Origin of the sequence: uncultured Arenimonas sp. (genome assembly GCF_963976025.1) — a bacterium.
In the GTDB taxonomy this organism is placed as follows: domain Bacteria; phylum Pseudomonadota; class Gammaproteobacteria; order Xanthomonadales; family Xanthomonadaceae; genus Arenimonas.
Genome location: NZ_CAXBJS010000227.1, coordinates 1 through 3,665 on the forward strand (window position 1 = coordinate 1; position 3,665 = coordinate 3,665).

The 3,665-nt window shown below is 64.6% G+C and carries 3 protein-coding genes; 1 reads left to right on the forward strand and 2 read right to left on the reverse strand.

Going from position 1 to position 3,665, the window contains the following annotated elements; genetic code table 11:
* On the forward strand, positions 1 to 268 hold a 268-nt coding region (locus AACZ35_RS13195), incomplete at its 5' end, for a hypothetical protein (protein ID WP_339830049.1).
* Between the two features lie 97 nt (positions 269 to 365).
* Here the strand turns inward: AACZ35_RS13195 and AACZ35_RS13200 are convergent.
* Positions 366 to 839 carry a hypothetical protein gene (locus tag AACZ35_RS13200; RefSeq protein ID WP_339830051.1) on the reverse strand — a complete coding sequence of 158 codons (474 nt, stop codon included), beginning with the start codon at positions 837 to 839 and terminating at the stop codon, positions 366 to 368.
* A gap of 68 nt (positions 840 to 907) precedes the next feature.
* Complete coding sequence (gene aceE / locus AACZ35_RS13205; protein ID WP_339830053.1) at positions 908 to 3,592, reverse strand: pyruvate dehydrogenase (acetyl-transferring), homodimeric type; 2,685 nt, start codon at positions 3,590 to 3,592, stop codon at positions 908 to 910.
* Between the last annotated feature and the right edge of the window lie 73 nt (positions 3,593 to 3,665).

A 3,665-nucleotide genomic window follows, 5' to 3' on the forward strand; every position in this document is an offset into this window, starting at 1 on the left:
CGGGGGCATTGAAGTCGTAGGCGGGCTCTGGTTGGTGCTGGTGAGTCTGGCGGCGCTCAGGGCCACTTCGCAGCCGAAGCTTCTGAGCCACCTTGGCATCTTCGTCGGTTCCGCCGGAATTCTCACGGTCGTCCCGCCGCTAGCCGGCTTAGGCGCGGTTTTCGGGCTTGGGCAAATCGTTTGGTTTGTTTGGACTGGAGTCGTGCTGCTCAAGCTGCCAGCGGCAGACAGCTCGATCAACACAACGCGACCTGGCGGTACCGGTTAACTCAATCGATACCTGGCCCGGCCGGAAATTACCCCGCCGAGAAGGCGGCCAAAGCTGGAATCCCGACTCAATGCCTATCGGCTCCGCGGCCCAGGGCTCAGCGGACTCGACGCGCGCCCTGGGGGCTGGATTGAACGAGCCCCGCAGGAACACCGTATCGCTCGGCAAGCTGCGCGGCCTGCCTGGCCGACCTCGGTCCCAGCGTGGCGGGTTCGGGCACACCAAACTCCCTGTAAACGAGCGAAACCACGGCGGCCGAGTTGCTGGCAACGTGCTTCATTCGGGTGTTCGCTTGCGCCCTCGCCCACTGCATCGCAGGGTCCTGGGAATCCTTCCGCAGGCGTGCCAGCACCCGACGGCTGGCCTCCTCCTGGATCCATTGGGCCATCAGGTCCAGGCGGGCACGCCTCACGTCTTCGTCGGCGGTTTTCCCGTAAGTCTCGTTCTGCTTCACAGCGGCAAACGCGGAAGCCATTTCCTTGCGGAACATTTTGCGACCGGCATCGAAAGCGATCCGGCAATCCGCTTTGTCTGCCAATTCGCCTGCAATCGCGATACCGTCGCGAACCAAATCAACGTTCGCCTGCTCCCACTCCTTGACGGATGGATGGGCCTGATGGATTCCGTCCCCACCTCACATCAAACACCCGTCGGGTTGGCCTTTTCCGGATCAATCTTGTACTGCTTGATCGCCCGCGCCACATCCTTCCCGTTCATCTTGCCCTCGGCCGCCAGCGCCGCGATCGCCGCATGGGCGATGTAGTAGCGGTCGACCTCGAAGAAGCGACGCAGGTTGGCTCGGGTGTCGGACCGGCCGAAGCCGTCGGTACCCAGCACGGTGTAGTGCATCGGCACGAAGGCGCGGATCTGGTCGGCAAAGGCGCGCACGTAGTCCGTCGCCGCAATCGCCGGCCCCTGCCTGCCTTCCAGGCACTCGGTCACGTACGCCTTGCGCGGTGACTTCGCTTCCGGATTGAAGCGGTTCCAGCGCTCCACGTCGAAACCATCCCGTCGCAGCTCGGTGAAGCTGGGGCAGCTCCAGATGTCGGCGGTGACGCCGAAGTCCTTGTCCAGCAGCTCGGCCGCGGCGATGGCTTCGCGCAGGATGGTGCCGCTGCCCAGCAGCTGCACGCGCAGCTCGCCCTTCTTGGCCTTGCCGGCGTCCTTGAGCAGGTACATGCCCTTGAGGATGCCTTCCTCGGCGCCCTTGGGCATGTCCGGGTGGGTGTAGGCCTCGTTCATCAGGGTCAGGTAGAAGTACTCGTCCACCTGGTCCTCGAGCATGCGCTTCATGCCGTGCTGCAGGATCACCGCAACTTCGAAACCGAAGGTCGGGTCGTAGGCGCGGCAGTTCGGGATGGCGCCGGCCAGCAGGTGGCTGTGGCCGTCTTCGTGCTGCAGGCCTTCGCCGTTGAGCGTGGTGCGGCCGGCGGTGGCGCCCAGCAGGAAGCCGCGCGAACGCATGTCGGCGGCCTGCCAGGCGCTGTCGCCGATGCGCTGCATGCCGAACATGCTGTAGTAGATGTAGAACGGCAGCATCGGCACGTCGGACGACGAGTAGCTGGTCGCCGCCGCCATCCAGCTGCTGAAGGCGCCGGCTTCGGTGATGCCCTCTTCCAGCACCTGGCCGGTCTTGTCCTCGCGGTAGTACATCAGCTGGTCGGCATCGACCGGCTTGTACTTCTGGCCTTCCGGCGCGTAGATGCCGATCTGGCGAAACAGGCCTTCCATGCCGAAGGTGCGCGCCTCATCGGCCACGATCGGCACGCAGCGCGGGCCCACCTGCTTGTCGCGCAGCACGATGTTCAGGCACTGCACGAAGCTCATGGTTGTGGAGTTTTCGCGCTCGCCGGTGCTCTTGAGCAAACGCTCGAACACCTCCAGCTTCGGAGCCTCGAGCTTCTTGCTGGTCTTGGCGCGGCGCTGCGGCAGGAAACCGCCCAGCTTCTCGCGGCGGCTGCGCAGGTATTCCACTTCCGGCGACTTCTCGCCCGGGTGGTAGAACGGCACCTCGGACAGCTTGTCGTCGCTGACCGGGATATTGAAGCGGTCGCGGAAGGCCTTCACGCCCGAGTCGTCCAGCTTCTTGGTCTGGTGCGTGGGGTTGAGCGATTCACCCCAGGTGCCCATGCCATAACCCTTCACCGTCTTGGCCAGGATGACGGTCGGCTGGCCCTTGTGCTTCACGGCGCGATCGTAGGCGGCGTAGACCTTGTGCGGGTCGTGGCCACCGCGGTTGAGGCGGGCGATGTCGGTGTCGCTCAGGTTCGACACCATCTGCTTGGTGGTGTCGTACTTGCCGAAGAAGTTCTCGCGGGTGTAAGCGCCGCCGAAGGCCTTGCAATTCTGGTACTCGCCGTCGACGGTTTCCATCATCAGCTTGCGCAGGGTGCCGTCGGTGTCGCGGGCCAGCAGCGGGTCCCAGTAGCTGCCCCAGATAAGCTTGACGACGTTCCAGCCGGCGCCGCGGAAGCTGCCTTCCAGTTCCTGGATGATCTTGCCGTTGCCGCGCACCGGGCCGTCGAGGCGCTGCAGGTTGCAGTTGACCACGAAGACCAGGTTGTCCAGGCCTTCGCGGCCGGCCACGCCGATAGCGCCCAGGCTTTCGGGCTCGTCCGTCTCACCGTCGCCCAGGAAACACCAGACCTTGCGGTCGCTGGGTTCGATCAGGCCGCGGGCCTCGAGGTACTTCAGGAAGCGCGCCTGGTAGATGGCGCTGATCGGGCCCAGGCCCATGGAAACAGTGGGGGTCTGCCAGTAGTCCGGCATCAGCCACGGGTGCGGGTAGCTGGAGATGCCCTTGCCGTCGACTTCCATGCGGAAGTGGTCGAGCTGGCTTTCGCTGATGCGGCCTTCCAGGAAGCTGCGGGCGTAGATGCCCGGCGAGCTGTGGCCCTGGATGTAGAGGATGTCACCCGGGTGGTTTTCGCTCGGAGCGCGCCAGAAATGGTTGAAGCCCACGTCGTAGAGCGTGGCGCCGGAGGCGAAGCTGGCGATGTGGCCGCCAAGATCTCCTGGCTTGCGGTTTGCACGGACCACCATGGCCATGGCGTTCCAGCGGATGATGCAGCGGATGCGCCACTCCATCGCCGCGTCGCCGTCGCTCTTGGCTTCCAGGTGCGGCGGGATGGTGTTGATGTATTCGGTGGTGGGCTGGAACGGCAGGTGGGCACCGGCGCGGCGCGTCAGCGACACCATTTTCTGCAGCAGGTGGTGGGCGCGCTCGGGGCCGTCGGCGTCGAGCACGGCCTTCATGGACTCGATCCACTCGCGGGTTTCGGTGGGGTCGAGGTCGTTTTCCAGAGCGTCGTTCAGCCAGTTCATTCCGTCTTCCTGAGGCCGGCATTCAGGCCGGCCAGATGGTTTTTAGAGTCAAGGCTCGGAGTTTAACGCAGAG

What these genes read in the sequence shown, in the direction of transcription:
- aceE (WP_339830053.1), bottom strand. Translation starts at nt 3,592, where the DNA reads ATGAACTGGCTGAACGACGCTCTGGAAAACGACCTCGACCCCACCGAA.